We start from the raw sequence: 1811 nt of genomic DNA, 5'->3' as shown, positions 1-1811 counted from the left end.
CGCCCGGGCTCGAGGCCGAGCGCCCGCACCGGCGCTTCCGGCGCCGATGTCACCGGATCGGCGCCATAGGCGATGGTGGCGATGGCGCTGCGCGGCCGGCGCGTCGCCAGGTGATCGGCGATGGCGGGATGATCGGCGACCAGCCGATGCGAGGCCCACGCGCCGATCCATTCGTTGAGCCAGAACCAGGTGCGCGCCGCCATGCCCCATTTGGGGCGGCGCCACTCGATGCCGTCCATGTTGGTGAAGATCTTGCGCCGCTTCAGCCTGAGCCAGGTCAGGAAGATCGCGCCATTGTAGCCGAGCACCAGGCAGACGCCCGGCCGGCTGGCGGCGTCGCGGACGCATTGCCAGTCGAATTCCAATGTCGCGCGCGGCCCCTTGGAGGCAACCTGGATGTGAATGAGCTCGATGCCGCGCCAGGTTTCGCTGCGCACCCGCTGGTCGATCCGCTCGACCTCATCCTGGCAATAGACGGCGACCTTCCAGCCTCGCCCGACAAGAAACAGCGCCAGTCTTTCGGCAAAGGTTTCAAAGCCGCCATGGGCCGCGGGTATGCCGCGGGTCCCCAGGATCAGAATGGCGGGCGTCTCTGGCTTCATGGCTGGTGGCACTTTCGGATGCTATATATTAGCTGCTGCTTAATTCTTAGGAAGCAGGTGGCAACTTCCATGCCATCCGCCGATTTTCGGCGTACTGGCGGGTGATCATCGCGTGGGGTTGTAAAAAAACGGTGTTGAACCCGGTGGTTGTTTCATTCTCGGTCAACCCTTCTGTGCGTAGCTGTATCGAAACGAGGCATTGCCAGGGTCGTGCGGCCGATAGCCGGGCATATCGAACTGATAGCCGGGCATATCGAACCAGGCATGATTCTTGCGGCAAGGATTCTGCACACCCTCGTCGAGCGCGATGGTAGCAGCACCTGGCGGGATACAAAGATGCGGATTGCCTGTGTTCATCAGGGCTATGAACTCTATGGTTCCGACCGCAGCTTCGCGGAGAGCGTTGCTGCGTTGCGCGCCGCGTTTCCGTCGGCCGACATCGAGGTGGTCTTGCCGCGCAGCGGGCCGATCGTACAGATCCTGGAAACGCATGCCAGCCGCATCGTCTTTGAACCGCTCTGGGTGCTGAGGCGTCAGGCCATAGCGCGCCTTGCGACGGTCGAGATGGCGCGATTGCCTATTGCCGTGTTCAGGGCGTGGCGGCGCCTCAGGGAATGCGACCTCGTCTATGTCAACACCTCGATCGTGGCCGACTATGCGCTGGCCGCGCGCTTGCTGCCTCACAAGGCCGTCCTGCACATCCACGAAATCCCCGAAGGCGCCATGCGCAGGATACTCGTCGGCCTGATGCACTGGAGCCATGCGGATCTGATCTTCAACTCGCGCGCAACGCGCGCCGCGTTCGGCGATCCCAAGACCGCGCGCACGCATGTCGTCTACAACGGCGTTGCCGGGCCGGCGGCGGTCGAACCGACCACCTATGACGGCAAGCGCCCGTTGCGGGTGCTGCTGCTCGGCCGCATCAACCGGATCAAGGGGCAGGAGATCCTGCTGGAGGCGATCGCCGCGATGCCGGCGGAACTCCAGTCGAGGATCGAGGTGCGGCTGGTCGGCGGCGCCTTCGAAAGCACCGAGCGCGAGCGCGCTTTGGCCGAACTGGTCGAGACGATGGGTCTCACCGGGCGCGTCAGCGTCTTGCCCTTCGTGCCTGACCCTTCGGAGCATTACCGCTGGGCCGATATCGTCACCGTGCCGTCGCGGCGTCCCGAATCGCTCGGGCGCGTCGCCATCGAGGCAATGGCCTATGGC

The 1811-nt window shown here is 64.4% G+C and carries 3 protein-coding genes; 1 reads left to right on the top strand and 2 read right to left on the bottom strand.

Translation table 11 applies throughout. From position 1 onward, the window contains the following. Both EN935_RS34160 and EN935_RS34155 read right to left on the bottom strand, forming a co-directional pair. A partial coding sequence (locus EN935_RS34160; protein WP_127374132.1) for a DUF1972 domain-containing protein occupies nt 1–602 on the bottom strand: 602 nt, incomplete at its 3' end. Nucleotides 603–764: 162 nt separating this feature from the next. Beyond that, complete coding sequence (locus EN935_RS34155; RefSeq protein ID WP_109660521.1) at nt 765–959, bottom strand: hypothetical protein; 195 nt, start codon at nt 957–959, stop codon at nt 765–767. Here EN935_RS34155 and EN935_RS34150 point away from each other — a divergent pair. Further along, on the top strand, nt 939–1811 hold an 873-nt coding region (locus tag EN935_RS34150; RefSeq protein WP_127374131.1), incomplete at its 3' end, for a glycosyltransferase. The two genes, EN935_RS34155 and EN935_RS34150, sit on opposite strands and share 21 nt — an antisense overlap.

The sequence above is a fragment of the Mesorhizobium sp. M7D.F.Ca.US.004.03.1.1 genome (assembly GCF_003998635.1).
In the GTDB taxonomy this organism is placed as follows: Bacteria; Pseudomonadota; Alphaproteobacteria; order Rhizobiales; family Rhizobiaceae; genus Mesorhizobium; species Mesorhizobium loti.
Note: the sequence above shows the minus strand (reverse complement) of the source record. Positions and strands in the feature narration are given on the sequence as shown.